The following is a 17,432-nucleotide window of genomic DNA, read 5'->3' on the forward strand; positions in this document are numbered from 1 at the left end:
CCCGCTAGCGCTGCATTCCCCAGCGCTTGACGGTGACCTTCTCCAGAGTGGCGAAGACGACTCCCTCCACCAGCAGACCGATGGCGATCACCGTCAGCAGCCCGGCGAAGACCCGGTCAGTAAACAGCTCGTTGCGGTTCTGGAAGATATACCAGCCCAGACCGCCTTCGCCGCTGGAGGCACCGAAAACCAGCTCGGCGGCGATGAGCGTCCGCCAGGCGAAGGCCCAGCCGATCTTCAGTCCGGAGAGGATGGCAGGCAGCGAGGCCGGGATGAGGATCGTGGCAACGTAGCGCGGCCCGCTGAGGCCGTAGTTGCGTCCCGCCATGCGCAGGGTCTCCGGCACGCTGCTGAAACCCGACCAGGTGTTGAGGGCGATAGGCCAGGTAACCGAGTGCACGATAACGAAGATCAGGCTGGCGTTGCCCAGCCCGAACCAGAGCAGGGCCAGCGGCAGCAGGGCGATAGCAGGCAGCGGGTTAAGCATGGAGGTGAGGGTGCTGAGCAGATCCCGGCCAAACTGGGTGGTGACCGCCAGGGCGCTGGCGACCAGCGCCAGCACGCTGCCGATCAGGTAGCCCTTCAGCAGGATGCTCAGCGAGTTGGCGATCTTCCCCGGCAGCTCGCCGTTGTGCATATCCTCGCTAAAGACGCGTAGGGTTTGCAGCACGCCGGGCAGCATCAGATCGTTCTGCTGGATGCGGGCAGCGATCTCCCACAGCGCCAGCACCAGCAGCACGATCAGGGACTTGCGCAGCCAGGCCTGATTCCACAGGCGCTGGCCTACGGGGAGCGGCGTCTCTACCGGCAGATTGCGCAGCGGCGGCAGCTCGCGCTCAAATTCAGGACGGATGTACGGCGGCTGCGACATAGGCAGGCTCCTTGCCGGTTGAGTGTGAGGGGATGTTCCCGTTAGCCGGGAAGAGCAGGTCGTGAATATGGCTGGCGGCGTGCTGGAACGCCTCGCTGCCAAAGTCGTTCAGGGTAAACTGGTGACAGTTCAACTCGGCCCGCACGCGACCCGGGTGCGGAGAGAGCACCAGGATGCGGCTGCCTACCACCAGCGCCTCCTCAATGGAGTGGGTGACAAAGAGCAGGGTGAAGCGCTCCTCCTCCCACAGGGCCAGCAGTTCCTCCTGCATGGTGCGGCGGGTGAGGGCATCCAGCGCGGCGAACGGCTCATCCATCAGCAGGATGCGCGGCTTCATCGCCAGCGCCCGGGCAATCGCCACCCGCTGCTTCATGCCACCGGAGAGCATATGCGGCATCACGTCGGCAAACTCCGCCAGCCCCACCTTGTTAAGGAAATGCAGCGCCCGATCTTTAGCCTCGGCGCGGCTGGCCTTGCGGCTCGCCAGCAGGGGAAACATGACGTTCTCCAGCACCGTTTTCCATGGCGGCAGCTGATCGAACTCCTGGAACACCATCATCCGCTCCGGCCCTGGCCCCTTAATCGCCGCGCCCGCCAGCGAAATCTGCCCGCCGCTGGGGGAGAGAAAGCCGCCGGCAGCCTTCAGCAGGCTCGATTTGCCGCAGCCCGACGGCCCAAGCAGAATAAAGCGGTCCCCCGGCCAGACATCAAAGCTGACGTCGTGGGTAGCACGCACCTGCCGCTCGCGGGTCCGGTATTCAATATCGACGTTGCTGACCTGCAATAGTGGTCCATCGCTGTGCTGAGTTGCCATCTGGGCCTCCTGTGTTGCGGCTTAGCTGCCTGGGTTTTCCCACGCGTCGTTAAAAAAGTAATCCTGCCATGAGCTGGCCTTGTTCTTCAGGACGCCAAGCTCATGAAGCTTCTCGGCGTAGACGCCGGTGCGCTCGGGAGAGACGGTAAAGCTGATTTCCGGATCGTTAACGATCTTCTGCACCAGCGGCAGCGGCAGGCGCGACTTCTCTACGCGAATGTAGGTCTCGGCAGCGGCGTTTTTATCGGCGTTGATAATCTTTGCCGCCTCGCTCAGCGCCCGGTAGAACGCCTTGTAGGTTTTCGGGTTCTCATCGTGGAACTTCTGCGTGGTGTAGAGAACGTTAAAGGTGGCCTGTCCGCCCAGCACGTCATAGGAGCTGAGAATTTTGTGCACGTTGCTGTGCTCCAGGGCCTGGTACTGGAACGGCGGGCTGGAGAAGTGAGTAGTGATCTCGGAGCCACCGGCAATCAGCGCCGCGCTGGCGTCCGGATGCGGCAGGCTCACGCTGATTTTATCGAAGCGCTTGAAATCGTCGTTGCCATACAGCTTAGCGGTTTCGATCTGCAGGGTACGCGACTGGAAACCCACCCCCGCCGCCGGAACCGCAATGCGGTCCTTATCGGTGAGATCCTTAACGCTCTTCACCGCCGGATTGTTGCTGAGCAGGTAGTTGGGCATCGAACCCAGCGAGGCGATGGCCTTGACGTTCTGCCTGCCTTTGGTGCGGTCCCAGAGGGTCAGCAGCGGCGGTAGGCCCGCCGAGGCGACGTCCAGCGCGCCCGAGAGCAGCGCCTCGTTCATCCCGGTTGCGCCGGAAATGGTGCGCCATTCGACGTTAATATCCAGCCCCTCTTTTTTGCCCTCTTTTTCAATCAGCTGCTGGTCGCGCACCACGTCCAGAATTAAATAGCCGATACCAAACTGTTGGGCGATGCTGATATTCCCCTCGGCAAACGCCGACTGGCTTATTCCACCCAGCGTTGAAAGCGCCAGCGTCCAGGCAATTAAGCCATTCCGTTTATTCATGCCAAACCCCAGAGAATGTATTCATTAATAATGAACAATCATGGTCAGAGGGGCGGCGTTAAAGGAAATGATTTAACCAGAAATAGATTCCCGGAAATGAGATAAGGCAGCGGAAACGATCCCGCTATAATCGAAACTCGTTTAAATATCCTCTGGCGCTTCAGGGATAATATCGCAGGAAGATCTATGCCTCTTTTTTCACATCAGCAGCTTCGCACGCTATTAAAGCAGCATCTTGTGGCCGTTAATACCGCGCCGGATATCGCGCAAAAAGTGGCGGATAGTCTTGTTGACGCCTCCTTAAAGGGGCATGATTCCCACGGCGTCACGCTGCTGCCGCGCTATATTCGCGCTATCGTCGCCGGGGATCTTAAGCCCAACGCCCATTTAACCCAGGTCCGCGATGCCGGGCCGGTCATCTCCTTTGACGGCGGGCACGGCTTTGGCCAGCTGCTGGGGGAGCAGGCGATGGCGGCGGGCATTGCCCGGGCGCGGGAGTTTGGCGTGGCGATGGTCGGCCTTTCGAACTCTCACCATCTGGGGCGCATTGGTGCCTGGGCAGAGCAGGTTGCCGACGCCGGGCTGGTCTCGATCCACTTTGCCAACGTGGCCGCCCCCTCGGCGGTACTGCCGTTCGATGGCCTCCAGGCCCGGCTGGGCACCAACCCCTTCTGTGTCGGCGTGCCGTTGCAGGGCCGTCCGCCGGTGGTGCTCGACTTCGCCACCAGCGCCATCGCCGGGAACAAGGCCCGCGTAGCCTGGAACGAGGGTCGCCCGGTGCCGGAAGGGTGCATCGTCGATGCCAGCGGCCAGCCAACCACCGATCCGGCGGTACTGATGACCGAGCCGCGCGGCGCGCTGCTGCCCTTTGGCGGCCATAAGGGGGCCGGGCTGTCGTTGATATGCAGCCTGCTTGGCGCGGCGCTGACCGGCGGCGAGACCGAGAGCCATGACATTTCTCCCCGGGCGGGCATCATTAACAATATGCTGTCGATTATCTTCGACCCCGAGCGGCTGGGAGCGGGAGAAAACTATAAGCAGGCGCTGCTGGCGCAGGTGGACTGGGTCCGTACCGGACAGGGTGGCCGCGACGTGCAGATCCCCGGCGAGCCGGAGCTGCGGGCCTATGCCCGCCGACTGGAGGAGGGGATCGCGATCGATGCGGTGAGCTGGCAAGAGTTTGAGGCGTTAAGCCAGTAACTCCTTGTGCTAGTGAATTAAGGCTGTATTAATTGCTGGGCTTCTTACGATCCATCAATGTCATGACAGCCCCGAAAAAACAGCTGATAAGTAAAAGCCAGGTAACGGTGCTATCCATATCGCCGCTTAAGGCGAATATTGACGATAAAATAAAGTAGAATGGTCCCGTCTTATCCAAAAACCGCAGGATAAAAGATGTTAATTTTTTCATTAAGTTACCTTGCCATTAAATGGGGTCATTCCGTGCGCGGTTAACTTCTGTCTATAAGGAAATAATACGATCGACGGTTCTTATCGTTGTCTCTCGATGGGCAATAATCACGCGGGTAATATTGAGTCTTTTGATCGCGCCGTTGACGAAGCGTTCACTCTCGGTATCAAGAGAGCTGGTTGCCTCATCCATAAACAGGATGCCCGGCTTTCGGTATAGCGCCCGGGCAATAAAAATGCGCTGCTTTTGGCCGCCGGAAAGCCCTTCCCCCAGCTCGCCAATCAGGGTTTCATAGCCCATCGGCATCTTCATAATCACGTCGTGGATATAGCTGGCTTTGGCACACTCTATCATCCAGCCTTCATCCATCTCTTCAACAAAACCGCAGATGTTTTCCCGGATTGAACCCGAAAAAAGACGATCGTCCTGCATTACGCAGGCGATCATCTTATGGAAGTTATTGACCCCCAGCTGCTGAATATCGCTACCGTTTACCTTCACTTTGCCGCTGTCAGGCGCAAACAAGCCGCATAGCACTTTCATGAGGGTGGTTTTGCCGCTGCCCGAGGCGCCCACAATTGCCACGCTCTCTCCTGGCGCAATGGCAAGATTCAGATCGCTAAATACCGGTGTCGACTGGCTGTCATAGCTATAGCTCAGCTGCTCCGTCGATAGCGCGGCAGGTTGCATGCGGGCAACAATAGGCAGCTCCGGTTTTTTTGCCTCCCGCTCGTGAAGGGCGATGTCGGCGATACGCTCGTTATGCAGGCTCATCATGCGTAGCTGTAACAGGAAGTTGGTAAGGGAGCCAACCCGCTCGGAGAACTGACCGCGAAAGGATCCGAATGCCACAAACATGCCGAGGGTCATCTGGTTATCAATCACAAGGCTGGTCCCGAGCCAGAGGATCACGACCTGATCGCAGGCGGCAACGAAGGTGTTGATGCCGCTAAAGAGCAGATCCATTTTAGTGATTTTGATCGCTGAATTAATGGCGTCAATTTTCAGGTTTAGCCAGTGCGTACCCCGGCGCTCGGCCATACCCTGGGTTTTCACCGTGGCGATGCCGTACAGCGTCTCCATAAAATAGGAGCTGGCGCGCGCGCCTCTGACCAGTGTCTCTTCTGATAGCTGTCGGTAATAGCTATAGGTCAGCAAGCGCATCAGGACATAAATCGTGGTGAATCCCAGCACTATCCAGGTCAGGTAGCCGCCATAAAGCACCATCATCACCGTCACCCCGACAACCATAATGCTATCCATAATGGCACCGACCACGCTGGTGGTGAAGGTCGTACGCAGCGTATCCAGTGAGCTAAAGCGGGACTGGATATCGCCCAGTTTGCGTCTCTCAAAATACCCCAGCGGTAGTCTGAGCAGATGGTTAAACAGGCCGGACTGCCACTGCACGTTGATGAGGGTGCCCATCACCAGCGATGACCATGCTCGCACCATGCTGACGGCAGCGCGCAGCAGAATAAAGAACATCAGGCCAAAACAGATAAGCGTGAGGAGACCCCGATCCCCTGCCGGGATGGCATGGTCCATAACCAGCTGCGTGCCTATCGGCATCACCAGGTTAATCGCTTCAATTACCAGAGAAAGACAGAATATTTTCCCCAACGTGCTTTTAATGCCGTGGATACTGCCGATCAGCGTCCGCAGGCTGATCCGGTTTTGCACCGTCTCGGCGGTAAACTCGCTGCCCGGCCAGGCTTCCAGCGCTACGCCGGTAAAGGCGCTCGACATCTCCGCCAGGCTTACCGTCCTGCGCCCTCGGGCCGGATCGTGCAGGACAAAGCGGTTGTGCTTGACGCTGGTCAGCACCACAAAATGATTAAAGTCCCAGTGCAGAATGCAGGGAGTCTTCAGGGTGGCAAGCTCTTCAAGGTCAAGCGAGAGGGCGCGCGTCTGCATACCCAGCTGCGCCGCCATGTCGTTGATCCCAGCTAAAGTGGTGCCGCGGGCGGAGAGGTTAAACTGGCGGCGTAACGATATCAGATCGATGCTTTTACCATAGTACCCACCGATCATTGCCAGGCAGGCCAGCCCACACTCCGACGACTCGGTTTGATGAATAACAGGCACCTGCCGACGCAGGCGCATATCAAGCTGGTTGAGCAAGGATTTAAAGCCGCCGTTAATCATTTACGGGTCCCGTGGCGCTGTGCTTCATGTCATAGAAGGGCGACAGCATCCATTGATAAACCTGTCGTTTTTCCAGGAAAAGGGTGCTCTGTGCTTTCATCCCGTTTTCCAGAGGAAGTGATTTCCCGTCGTAGGCAATGGCCTGCTTTTCAGGTTTGACGATCGCTTTGTACCAGGGAGTGGATGCCCCCTGGAGAGCGGGCGCGCCCTGATAGGTCTGCATCTCCTGAGGCGAGGCCGGGGTTCTGGAGACCGTCGTCACCCTGGCGGAAAACTGCCCAAACTTTTCTGCGGGGAAGGCCTCGTAACGCACATTGACCTTATCGCCCTCCGTGATGTAAGGAACCGCATCATTAGGCACCCACAGCACCAAATAATAGCTCTCAATATGTTGCGGAATAATTTGTAGCAGGCTGTCACCGACGTTCACCATCTGCCCAACGGTGACGCTCATTGAATCGATCCTGCCGTCAGAGAGGGCGCGAACAACGATCTCGCCATCCATGTCGGTATTGATCAGCTCTTTTTGCAGCTCGTAGCGCTGCAGCTCCATCTGATAGATACGGTTGTCAAAGTCGGCGGCCTGGGTCTGGATCTGACTCGCAAGGCTGGTTATCTGCAGGGCGTTTTGTTCGTTCTGTCCGCTCAGGCTCAGCAGGTTATTTTGCTGCTGGTAGTAGAGCACCACCTGGTTAGTCAGCTGATCCTTATTAATTAGCCCCCTGGCCTGATAGTGGCGATAGCTGTCCATATTATCTTTCATCAGTTTTATTCCCTCTTCCGCGCGGCGGATAATATCCGACGAGCGCGTAAAGGCATCGCTGTACTGCGCGCGCTGGGTTTGCAGCGTCGCAAGCGTAGTTTTCTTACTCTCTTCCAGCCGCGTAATAATGCTGGCAATACGCTCCAGCTGGCTTTCAATATCTTTGCGGTGATTGTCGCTGACAATGCCGCTCCGGGTGCTTTTGCTGACGTCAATAAGGTAGATGGGATCGCCTTTCTTAACGTCCTGCCCCTTAACCGCGAACTGTTTGACCACGAATCCCTGAACGCTGGCGTAGACGTTGACCGCCCTGGGCCAGGTAGTGACCTCACCGCTGACGTTAACGCGGCGCGTATAGGTGCCTGCAATCACAAAGGAGAGAAAAGCGATAATAAAAAATGCAGCGCCTGCGGCCGTTAGCCAGAGAGGAATGCCGGGCAGCAAAATCGCGCGCCCCCGCCATTTCATCTTTTGATTGTCTATCGCATCCTGACGAAACAAAATCGACGTCCTTAATAAGTTCTATTGCGCGATCGCGCCCAGCGTCATAATTCGCTTTCTGCGGCTCAGCCAGCGAGCCTCCCCCTGGCCCCAGGGGCGGATTTGCTCCAGATAGTGCATAATTGTCCGGCCAAAGCCAGGCTGGCAGCAGAAATCAAGGATCCAGATCCTGCCATCCTCATTCCACTCAGAGGGGTGCAGCCGAAATTGCGGATCGTTTAGCAGCCGGGCTTCGGTATCCGCTTCCAGATAGGCCCAGGTTACGTAGGCTAACGGCTGCCCGCGCCGGTCAAAGAGAAACTTAATCTGTCTGTGCTGAATAGCGAACTCGGTCCAGTACTGAAGGCTCAGGACCGGGTAGAGGCTGTAGTTACGGTTGTAGAGCATGCAGCTTACGGCAAAGCCCACCTGTTCGTGGGCTGACCACGCCTGTTGGCCGTTTACCGTTTCCCTGATTTGTGATGTCATTTGCGCTCTCCACGCTCGCTCTGCTGCGGACGGCCTAACACATCGCAGGCAAACGCCTGCATTCGCTCCCCCATCTCAAACAGGGCTTTTCGCAAGGAGGGAGGATCCCCAGCGTGGGTATCCAGCAGCTCGGCAATGTCCTTAAACATTCGCGCCTTTCCTAACGAGCCTCTGGGCTGGAGTTTCAGGCGGGCCTGCTGCTCCATACCTGCCAGCGTAAAGGCCACCTCCCTTCCTTGAGATCGACACTGCTCTACCAGCCAGCGTGATGCTTCGGTAAAAAGTCGCTGCGTTGCAATAAAATGGGGATCGCGCATCAGATCCTCACTGCCTGCCATGGTCTCGCCCTGGCTCTGGCGGATCAAAACCACGGCCAGCCGCGTTAGCGGTGAATGGGATGGCATACTGTCTGATGAACAATAGAGCGTGGCGCGGCGGCGGCTTAGCAGCGTCATAAAGCTATCTACCAGCCGGGTCAACGGCTGAGGTAACGCCTGTGATGCCAGCATCTCCGCAGGGAAACCCAGCAGATCGAGATAGCAACGGTAGCAGGCGTTATGAAAGGTGTGCATAAAAACCTCTTCCACCTGCTGCCGGGCTGCCTGGGTAAAGGCGGCATCAAACATATACTTACCAAGGTAAAGACAGAGATCCGCCACGCTTTGTTGCAGCAGCCCCGGCTCGTTCATCAACTCTGTCAGCCTGAAACGGTAATCAAAGCTGTCACGAAAGTCGCCTGGGAACAGACTGCTTAAGCCATTGAAGTCCAGCAGCCTGCCGTCCATCGCCACGTTTGATGGCGAGGTAGTAACCCGTAAAAAACGGGTGCGGCAAAATGCCATCTGCCACGCCTGGCGACGAGCCATTTCGCATAGCCCTTCAATAACGTAGCGCCGGGGATCCCGGCTGGCCTCGGCGCTAAACCCCCCGGGCGGAGCGGGCAGCGTTTTGGGCAGGATCTGAATTGCGGCTTTCACCCGCACGGCGTCATGGATCAGCTGAGTAGCATAGCAAGGCTGCGGACGAAAGTAGGGCGCGCGTTCAAAGTGGGCTGGACGCACCACTGGCTCACGCACCAGTAAGGCTCGGCGTAATGGCCCCCCGGCACGTTTAAACGCCAGCTCAATGAAGCTGTCGGTCAATAAAACGGCTCGCGCCCTGACCGCGCCATAGGGTAAAACCTTCGCCAGCGCCTCGCCCCAGAAGGCTTCATAAATGGCATCGCTGGCGGTCAGTGCACCGTTGGAGTGAATGGGATCTGATCCTTCGCCTACCAGAGGGTTAGCGCCTATGCCCTTGATCTGATAGCGCCCGTTAAAGCCGCAGCGTGCTCCGCCCCCGTTACGCTGGATACCGCTGCCACCATAGCGCTCGGCGTGAAACAGGCAGGTCGGGGTACTCCCCTCGGGATCGATCAGATAGCTACAGGCACGGCGCAGTGCTTCCTCATCATCAACGTCCGGGGCGCTCCAGATCAACGAGGAGGCAACCTGCCGGGCCTCAAACGGGACCAGGTTATCGGTAAGATCGGCAAGGGAGGCAGAATAGCTCATCACATTATATTCCGGATTATTTTATACGCTGTTTTAAATTGCCATTGGTTGTCACGCTTAAGTAAAAAGCGTAAAGATCAAAACATGAGTAGAGCATATTCCAGCAGTGCGCTTGCCATAATTAACGCTGCAACTTCAGTGGGGAAGGGGAGAGGTTTTTCATTATTTTGATATTCCATATCTTCATTGCCAGTAAGAGGTTCCATTTTTACCCTACAAGAGAATGATTCTTATTATGTTTTCTGCGAATGTGCCAGAGTATCCCCAGGGAGTCAAATGTTTTATCTGCGTCTTTTCAGGCGTAAAGCATTGATAGCGTGCTTCTTCGGATAGGCCTGGCAGCCTTTTATCAGATAAAAAAGCCCGCTTATGTACGAAAATGCTGGATGCTTTCAGGCTATCTGCAGGCGTTGTCCTGCGCGGAATAGTACGCTTTTACTCTTATTTTAGTTTTGCTTAAGGGGGTGGTTGCGGCTATCAGCAGGCCGGCAGGGTGACCATAAATCTATTTGTAGTCGTTTTAATCTATCAATCACCAAATTTAGTAGGGAGGCAATGACCCAGCGTTGACTAATTTATTCGTGATGCCCTATGCTTTTAATATTAATTTTGTTTGCAAGATTAAACTATTACGGATATTGAGAATATTGCAGCAAAGCGTGCTGCATTAAATGCATTAAAAAACGGCCAATAAACGCTGTTTTAGGTGATGCTCGTTAAGCGGAGAGGGATTTTCTCATGCGTGTTCTTTTCATCGGCCCGCCCTTATACGGTCTGCTCTATCCCGTGCTGTCTCTCGCTCAGGGCTTTCGTGCCAATGGGCATGAGGTCACGATCGCCAGCGCCGGGAAATTTGCGCAAAAAGCGGCCGAGGCGGGCCTTGTAGCATTTGATGCTGCACCGATGCTCGACTCCGAAGCCGAGTACTGTCAGCGGGAAGATCTGCGTAAAAGGGGCATAATCGGCACCAATAAGGGCAGTTTCTCATTTTTCAGCGATGAGATGACGGATCGGCTGGTAGAATTTACCGGCCAATGGCGGCCCGATTTAATTATCTATCCGCCCCTTGGCCTGGCTGGTCCACTCGTCGCGGCAAAATTTGGTATTCCGGTGGTGATGCAAACGGTGGGGTTTGCCCATACGCCCTGGCATATACAGGGGGTGACACGCTCCCTGGCTAACGCCTATGCCCGTCATGGCGTTGCTGGCCCGCCACGGGATCTGGCGTGGATCGATGTCACTCCGCCGAGCATGAGCATCCTGCAAAACAATGGTGAACCCATCATTCCCATGCGGTACGTGCCTTACAACGGCGGGGCGGTCTGGGAGAAGTGGTGGGAGAGATCGCCAGCGAGAAAGCGTCTGTTGGTCAGCCTGGGAACCGTCCAGCCGATGGCCGATGGGCTGGATCCGATTGCCTGGATTATGGACTCAGCGGAGGAGGTAGATGCCGAGTTCATTCTTCAACTGGGCGCCAATGCCCGCCGCGGATTGCGCTCGCTGCCATCCAACGTACGGCTGGTCGAGTGGATACCGATGGGCGTCTTTCTCAACGGAGCCGACGGCTTTATTCACCATGGTGGCGCGGGTAATACCCTGACGGCCCTGCACTGCGGTATACCGCAGATTGTATTTGGTCAGGGAGCCGATCGCCCTGTAAATGCTCAGGCCGTTGTCAATCGCGGATGCGGTACTATTCCCGACGAAAAGGGGCTGACAAGCGATCTAATTAACTCATTTTTAGCGAACACGGCCTATCGTACGGCTTCGGTGCAGGTCGCCAAAGAGATGACGGCGCAGGCCACCCCCTCCGAAGTAGCCGTAAGCCTCGCTGCCACGGTGATGGGTAAAAATACGCGGATGAGCGATATAAAAATAATGGAATACTCATCATGAGCGACGCCATCCCGTTCACGCCGCATGAGCCGGGCGCCATCGCCCGGATACACGCCCAGCTGGCGGCAGGGGCAGCGTCAGACGTCTCTCAATTCTGGCGTGATGTTGCCTTAGTCAGAGTACCTCTGAGCGCGGCGGTAAAGGGAGACAGCAACCAACGTGAAGTCACTTTTTTGTGGCGTTCGGCAGAGCCGTTGCAGGGCGTCTATGTTCGGCTGAACCGGATAACGGATAAGAAGAGCGTTGCAAAAGGGCTAATGACGCCTCTACCTGCCAGCGACGTCTGGTTTCTGACGCTGCGGTTGCCAGCCAGCTATTGTGGGTCATACACCATCGTCGAAATTCCTGACGGAACCGGATCCGAACAGATCGCTCAGCTTGGCAGCCGGTTCTCCCCGCTAAGCGGGCAGGCCGATCCGCTTAATCCCGCGGTTGGCATTAACGTGCGCGGACTGGAAGAGTCCCTTCTGGCTCTGGATCGCGCCCCCCACCAGCGCGAGTGGGCTACGCAATCCGCCCCCGTTCGGGGAACCCTGTCGTCATCATTCTCCCGGGTTGCTGGCCATCAGCGCCGGATCCGCCTCTATCTTCCGGATGTGCCCGTCTCAGAGCCGTTGGGGTTGTTGGTAGTGCCTGACGCAGAGATATGGTTTGAGCGGCTGGGGCTACCCGCCGCTATCGACCACGGCATCAGCAGTGGCCGCTTGGGTCCGCTGGCCGTGCTGGGGGTAGATAACCTTGACGGATCGGATCGTAATACCCTGCTGGGCGGACGCAAAGCGCTGGTACTGGATATTGCTCAGCGGCTGGTGCCGCAGTTACGGATCGCCTATCCAGACAGGGTATGGGCAGGGCGTGAAAAAACCGTATTCGCGGGACAGAGCCTGGGGGGCGTAACGGCCTTCATGGCTGCCCTTTATGCTCCGGATACGTTCGGCTGCGTTCTCAGTCACTCACCTTCGATGTGGTGGACGCCCGATGAGAGCAAACCGCCATCGATGTTTAGCGAGAGTGCGAAATCCTGGGTAAGCGAGCAGGTGCTTGCTATGCCCCCCGACACAGTCCGCGTTCAACTCTGCGTAGGCAGTTTAGAAGGGGCGACGGTCGCCCATGTTGAGCAGCTGCACATGCGGCTGGTCGCCGCCGGGGTAGAGAGCGAGATGTCGATCTATACCGGCGGCCACGACTATGCCTGGTGGCGTGGTGCGTTGATAGAGGGTTTGGCCAACGTTTACGCACAGGTTTAAAGCAGCATTCTCGCCAATGAATCATGCTGCAGACTATGGCATAAACGGGGAGACAGACTACACTCTCGGAGATACCTTTTAGCCTGATTACGTTTTTTACGGTATCGCCATAGCTTAAACCGGTACATTATGGACTAGATTGTTTAGCGTCGTACCGTTTGAAACTTCCGGCAAAAGAAGCAACTGGCACAGATATGAATAGATTCGATGATAAAAGATTGACCGATATTGTGCTGGGAGAAGCCATTCTTGCTCTTTTGAGCGAGGGCGATCCCATAACGCCATCCAGCTTGATTAAACAACTTCAGCTTATGGCCCTCGCGGAAAACATAGCGTTCAGAAAGCAAGCCTTTACCAACGCTATTATGGAAGTACAGAGCAGTCTTTTGGTTCAGTCCGCAGAGTTCAACGGTTTTTATGCCGTTAGCGAGTATCCCTCCGGCAGTAAAATGATCCACTGATAGCCAGCGCGCTATCTCCTCCTGGGATCATTCTGATCTGTCGTCAAGCGCGCGTATGGTCATGGCAAAGTCCCGGTTATACGCGCAATCAGCAGTGCGTTCCGTCTGCTGTTGTACTGTCTCCATCGTATAAAAATTACCCTGACTATCCTTGCCACCAACCTCATATTCAGGTCTTGAACCTGAATAATGTTATGTTATAACATAATGTAAATAATGAGGGGTAAGTAAATATGGCAGAAACAATCATCAAAACAGGCGCAGTGAAGCGTTTACCGGTTACCGTCCTGTCCGGTTTTTTGGGCGCAGGGAAAACCACGCTGCTTAACCATATTCTGAACAACCGGGAGAGCCGACGCGTGGCGGTTATCGTTAACGATATGTCAGAGGTCAATATCGACGCCGCGCTGGTCAGAGACGGCGGGGCCGAGCTGTCGCGCACCGACGAGAAACTGGTTGAGATGAGCAACGGCTGCATCTGCTGCACGCTGCGAGAAGATCTCCTTATTGAGGTAAACCGTCTGGCCCGCGAGGGACGCTTTGATCAGCTGGTGATCGAGTCCACCGGCATCGCGGAGCCGCTCCCGGTCGCGGAGACCTTTACCTTCGCCGACGATGAGGGGCGAAGCCTCGCGGACGTGGCGCGCCTCGATACCATGGTTACCGTCATCGATGCCTTTAACTTTCTTAACGACTACGGCTCGGAAGAGAGCATCCACTCGCGGGGTGAATCGTTAGGCGAAGACGATACCCGCAGCGTGGTCGATCTGCTGATCGAACAGGTAGAGTTTTGCGATGTGCTGGTGATCAACAAGATCGATCTGATCAGCGACGAGCAGCAGCGCCGGTTGCTGGCTATTCTGCGCTCCCTCAACCCTGGGGCGAAAGTGGTGACTGCGCAATTCGGCCAGGTGCCGCTTAGCGAGGTACTGAATACCGGGCTGTTTGATTTCGCCAAAGCCGCCCAGGCACCGGGCTGGCTTAAGGAGCTGCGTGGAGAGCATACCCCGGAGACGGAGGAGTATGGCATCAGCAGCTTTGCTTACCGCGCCCGTCGGCCTTTCCATCCGGCCCGCTTCGCGCAGGTGATGGAGAACGAGCTGGTGGGCGTTGTGCGCTCGAAAGGCTATTTCTGGCTGGCCAGCCGACCGGAATTTGCCGGCTCCTGGTCTCACGCGGGCGGGGTGGCGCGTCAGGGGCTGGCGGGAAGCTGGTGGGCCAGCACTCCCCGGGAGCGCTGGCCTGAGGATGAGGAGTCGTTGCAGTTTATTATGGCTAACTGGCTTGAGGGGGTTGGCGATGCCCGTCAGGAGCTGGTGTTTATCGGAATGGAGATGGACGAGACGCGGCTACGGGCGCAGCTGGATGCGGCTCTGCTGACGGACAGGGAGATGGCCGAGGGACCGCAGCGGTGGGCAGGCTACGATGATCCCATAGACCCCTGGTTTGAGGAGAGCAGTGATGCGCAATAGTCGTCTGCTCCTGCTCGCCGCGCTGCTCGGCTTTGCCACCGTCGCGCCCGCCGCCGCTTTCCCCGTCACGGTAGAGAACTGCAGCGTGACCCAAACCTTTATCGCGCCGCCGCAAAAGGTGGTCACCGTCGGGCAGCATGAAACCGAACTCCTGCTGGCCCTGGGATTGGGCAATAAAATCAGCGCCACCTCGGTATGGTTTGGCAAACTCCCCGAGTCGCTCGCCGGGGAGGGCAAGGATCTGAAAAAACTGGCGGAGAACTCACCCTCGTTTGAAGCGGTAGTGGCCCAGAGACCAGATCTGGTTCTCGCCCAGTATCACTGGCACATTGGGCCGCAGGGGGAGGTGGGTACCCGGGAGCAGTTTGCTAGCCTCGGGATCAACACGTGGATTTCACCTGCCGACTGTATCGGTAAAAACGTGACCGATACCTCTAACGCCGACGGGGCGCGGAGCGTTCCCTTCTCATTGCAGGCCATTGAAAAGGAGGTGAGCCAGCTTGCGGCTATCTTCGGTATTCCGGAGCGGGGCCGGAAGCTTAATCAGGCGCTGGCCGAACGCATCGCCCACGCGCAGCGCCAGGCTGATGCTCATCGTCAGCATCCGCTGAAGGTGGTGTTCTGGTTCTCCAGCAGTCGTCTGAACGGCGATCCGTGGGTGGCGGGTAACTACGGCGCGCCAGGCTGGATCAGCAAAACGCTTGGCCTGACCAACGTTGTTGAGTCAAAGGATGAGTGGCCTGCGGTAACCTGGGAGTCCATTGCCCGCGCGCAGCCCGATATCATCGTCATTGCCGACATGGAACGCCGTCTCTATCCGGCTGACGACGTAGCGGTGAAGGCGCAGTTCCTGCGCAGCGATCCGGTGACGAAGGCTATTCCTGCCGTGAAAAACAACCGCATCATCGTGGTGCCCGCCATGTCTCTGAATCCCTCTCTCAGGAACGTGGATGCCGTTGAGCTGATTGGCGACAGGCTGGCGGATCGGGCTAAGTCATGAGTCATGCTTTATCAGGATGGCGCGCTGCCGGCCTTATGCTGGCCTGCGTGCCGGGGCTGCCGCTGATGCTGGTGCTGGCGGCAACCATTGGCGATATGCCGATCTCTTTTGGTGATACCGCGAGGGCGATCGGTAACGGGCTGGGATTAACTGCCTTTTCACTCCCTGGCGTAGAGGCCGGGATCGTCTGGCAATACCGGATGAGCCGGGCGGTGATGGCGGCATGCAGCGGCGGCGGACTGGCGCTGTGTGGGCTGGTAATGCAGGCCATTTTGCGTAACCCGCTGGCGGAACCCTATCTGCTGGGTATCTCTGCCGGCGCCTCGCTGGGGGCGGTGGGCGTTATGCTGCTGGGCATCGGTGGCAGCGTCCTGAGCATCAGCGGCGGGGCATTCGTTGGTGCCTGTCTGGCATTTGGCCTGATCGTGTTGATCACCCGGGGGATGAGCGACAGCCCGCCGCGTATCCTGCTGGCGGGTATCGCCGGTACTCAGCTGTTTAACGCGCTGACCGCATACGTGGTCAGCACCTCGGCCAATGCCGAGCAGTCACGCAGCGTGATGTTCTGGCTGCTGGGGAGCTTAAGCGGCGTACGCTGGCCAGACGCGCTGCTGAGTCTGGGAGTCACGCTGCTGGGATTTCTGATCGTGATGCGATTTGCGCGTGCGCTCGATACCTTCACCTTTGGCGATGAGGTCTCAACCACGCTCGGGATCCCGGTCACCTTTGTGCGTATTGCATTACTGCTCACCACGGCGCTGATCACCGCCAACATCGTCAGCGCTATCGGCGCAGTCGGCTTTGTCGGCCTGGTCATTCCCCACGTGACACGCATGCTCACCGGCGCGGGCCACGTTGTTACCGTGCCCGTAGCCTTTCTGATCGGCAGCCATTTTATGATCGTGGCCGATATTGTCTCGCGGACGTTAATTACTCATCAGGTGCTGCCCATCGGGGTGGTCACAGCCCTGGTAGGCGCGCCCGCCTTTGTTGTGCTCCTCTACCGGAGCCGGGAGAAAAATCAGTGAACATAAACGCTGAACGGCTGGAGGTTCGCCTCCAGTCACGAACAATCCTGAACAATGTCAGCCTGGCGCTGGCGGGCGGGCAGACCATCGGCCTGCTGGGACCCAACGGCTCGGGTAAATCGACGCTGCTCCGCTGCCTGGCGGGGCTTTATCCTGCGCTTAAACCGCGTGTTCACCTCAATGGCGATCCGTTAAGCGCTCTTCCGCTGAAATCGCTGGCGCGCCGGATGGCCTTCGTCCCCCAGCATGCGGACGCCGACGGCGAACTCAGCGTGGAGCAGATTGTCCGCCTTGGGCGCACGCCGCACCGCCGAGCGTTCGGATCTCTGCGTGCCGACGACTGCGCCGCCGTAGAGAAGGCGATGAGCCTGATGCAGCTGGCCGGGCTGCGGCACCGGCTATGGCGTCAGCTCTCTGGCGGGGAGCGCCAGCGCTGCCAGATTGCCCGAGCGCTGGCCCAGCAGCCAGAGGTATTGCTGCTTGATGAGCCTACCAACCATCTTGATATTCATCACCAGCTGGAGCTGATGGGGTTGATATCCCGGCTGCCAATGACGGTGGTGATCGCCCTGCACGATCTCAATCTGGCGGCAAACTACTGCCAGCAGCTGGTGCTGATCGAGATGGGAAAGGTGGTCAGCGTCGGGACGCCAGAGGCGGTGCTCACCCCGGATGAAATAGAGAGGCGGTGGAAGGTGCAGGCAAAAGTGCAGAGAGAGGAGGGCGGCACGATGAGTATTTACTATCTCCCCATCCGCCGCCCGATATAA

The 17,432-nt window shown here is 57.5% G+C and carries 15 protein-coding genes; 8 read left to right on the top strand and 7 right to left on the bottom strand.

Features of this window, described 5'->3' with window-relative positions:
• Positions 1–4 precede the first annotated feature (4 nt).
• The 3 genes from RTN40_RS14850 to RTN40_RS14860 are packed head-to-tail and all read right to left on the bottom strand — an operon-like array spanning position 5 to position 2,714.
• Positions 5–871, bottom strand: a complete 867-nt coding sequence (locus RTN40_RS14850; protein ID WP_312229124.1) for an ABC transporter permease — start codon at positions 869–871, stop codon at positions 5–7.
• The gene (locus tag RTN40_RS14855; protein WP_312229125.1) at positions 843–1,685 is read right to left on the bottom strand and encodes an ABC transporter ATP-binding protein; all 843 of its coding nucleotides are present in this window, start codon (positions 1,683–1,685) and stop codon (positions 843–845) included. Before RTN40_RS14855 ends, RTN40_RS14850 begins: the two co-directional genes overlap by 29 nt.
• A 21-nt stretch (positions 1,686–1,706) precedes the next feature.
• Positions 1,707–2,714, bottom strand: coding sequence for an ABC transporter substrate-binding protein (locus tag RTN40_RS14860; protein ID WP_312229126.1), 1,008 nt, complete (start codon positions 2,712–2,714; stop codon positions 1,707–1,709).
• Positions 2,715–2,900: 186 nt separating this feature from the next.
• Between RTN40_RS14860 and RTN40_RS14865 the strand changes: the two genes are divergently transcribed.
• Positions 2,901–3,914, top strand: coding sequence for a malate/lactate/ureidoglycolate dehydrogenase (locus RTN40_RS14865; RefSeq protein WP_312229127.1), 1,014 nt, complete (start codon positions 2,901–2,903; stop codon positions 3,912–3,914).
• A 262-nt stretch (positions 3,915–4,176) separates the two neighbouring features.
• Here the strand turns inward: RTN40_RS14865 and RTN40_RS14870 are convergent, their stop codons facing one another.
• From RTN40_RS14870 to RTN40_RS14885, 4 genes are read right to left on the bottom strand one after another with little or no spacing between them, the layout of a single operon-like run.
• On the bottom strand, positions 4,177–6,273 hold the full coding sequence (locus RTN40_RS14870; protein WP_312229128.1) for a peptidase domain-containing ABC transporter: 2,097 nt from the start codon (positions 6,271–6,273) through the stop codon (positions 4,177–4,179).
• Complete coding sequence (locus tag RTN40_RS14875) at positions 6,266–7,537, bottom strand: HlyD family secretion protein (RefSeq protein ID WP_312229129.1); 1,272 nt, start codon at positions 7,535–7,537, stop codon at positions 6,266–6,268. The genes RTN40_RS14870 and RTN40_RS14875 overlap by 8 nt, the downstream gene beginning before the upstream one ends.
• 21 nt (positions 7,538–7,558) lie before the next feature.
• Complete coding sequence (locus tag RTN40_RS14880; protein ID WP_312229130.1) at positions 7,559–8,005, bottom strand: toxin-activating lysine-acyltransferase; 447 nt, start codon at positions 8,003–8,005, stop codon at positions 7,559–7,561.
• Entirely contained in the window at positions 8,002–9,558 is a 1,557-nt protein-coding gene (locus RTN40_RS14885) for an MchC protein (RefSeq protein ID WP_312229169.1), read from the bottom strand. Before RTN40_RS14885 ends, RTN40_RS14880 begins: the two co-directional genes overlap by 4 nt.
• Positions 9,559–10,296: 738 nt before the next feature.
• Between RTN40_RS14885 and RTN40_RS14890 the strand changes: the two genes are divergently transcribed.
• From RTN40_RS14890 to RTN40_RS14920, 7 genes are all read left to right on the top strand, one after another.
• Positions 10,297–11,454 carry a glycosyltransferase gene (locus tag RTN40_RS14890; protein ID WP_312229131.1) on the top strand — a complete coding sequence of 386 codons (1,158 nt, stop codon included), beginning with the start codon at positions 10,297–10,299 and terminating at the stop codon, positions 11,452–11,454.
• Positions 11,451–12,701, top strand: a complete 1,251-nt coding sequence (locus tag RTN40_RS14895; protein ID WP_312229132.1) for an alpha/beta hydrolase-fold protein — start codon at positions 11,451–11,453, stop codon at positions 12,699–12,701. The genes RTN40_RS14890 and RTN40_RS14895 overlap by 4 nt, the downstream gene beginning before the upstream one ends.
• 194 nt (positions 12,702–12,895) lie before the next feature.
• Positions 12,896–13,162: a hypothetical protein gene (locus RTN40_RS14900; RefSeq protein WP_312229133.1), complete on the top strand. Its 267-nt coding sequence runs from the start codon at positions 12,896–12,898 to the stop codon at positions 13,160–13,162.
• Between the two features lie 233 nt (positions 13,163–13,395).
• Positions 13,396–14,634, top strand: coding sequence for a zinc metallochaperone GTPase ZigA (zigA, locus tag RTN40_RS14905; RefSeq protein ID WP_312229134.1), 1,239 nt, complete (start codon positions 13,396–13,398; stop codon positions 14,632–14,634).
• Complete coding sequence (locus tag RTN40_RS14910) at positions 14,624–15,634, top strand: ABC transporter substrate-binding protein (RefSeq protein ID WP_312229135.1); 1,011 nt, start codon at positions 14,624–14,626, stop codon at positions 15,632–15,634. The genes zigA and RTN40_RS14910 overlap by 11 nt, the downstream gene beginning before the upstream one ends.
• Positions 15,631–16,662 (top strand): iron chelate uptake ABC transporter family permease subunit, encoded by a 1,032-nt coding sequence (locus tag RTN40_RS14915; RefSeq protein WP_312229136.1) that lies wholly within the window; start codon positions 15,631–15,633, stop codon positions 16,660–16,662. The genes RTN40_RS14910 and RTN40_RS14915 overlap by 4 nt, the downstream gene beginning before the upstream one ends.
• The gene (locus RTN40_RS14920; protein WP_312229137.1) at positions 16,659–17,432 is read left to right on the top strand and encodes an ABC transporter ATP-binding protein; all 774 of its coding nucleotides are present in this window, start codon (positions 16,659–16,661) and stop codon (positions 17,430–17,432) included. The genes RTN40_RS14915 and RTN40_RS14920 overlap by 4 nt, the downstream gene beginning before the upstream one ends.

The sequence above is a fragment of the Pseudescherichia sp. genome, from assembly GCF_031987975.1.
Lineage (GTDB): Bacteria > Pseudomonadota > Gammaproteobacteria > Enterobacterales > Enterobacteriaceae > Pseudescherichia.